Below are 250 nucleotides of genomic sequence, written 5' to 3' on the forward strand. Positions count from 1 at the left end.
AGCTACAACGTCACGACCGGCTAAGTCTTTCGCATTCGGAGCATAACGCTCCATGAAGCGCTCGCCGTCTTTGTTGAGAAGGTAACCACCCTCTCCACGACAACCTTCGGTCACTAGTACACCTGCACCAGCGATACCGGTTGGGTGGAATTGCCACATCTCCATGTCTTGCATAGGGACGCCAGCACGAAGTGCCATACCAACACCATCACCGGTATTGTTGTGAGCGTTAGTGGTGGAAGAATAGATG

1 protein-coding gene is annotated in these 250 nt (G+C 52.8%); it reads right to left on the bottom strand.

From position 1 onward, the window contains the following. The coding region (locus tag AB4585_RS29700) for an FAD-binding protein (protein ID WP_372172435.1) at positions 1-250 on the bottom strand (250 nt) is incomplete at both ends.

It is taken from the genome of Vibrio sp. 10N.222.49.C9, assembly GCF_041474985.1.
GTDB classification, from domain to species: Bacteria; Pseudomonadota; Gammaproteobacteria; order Enterobacterales; family Vibrionaceae; genus Vibrio; species Vibrio crassostreae_C.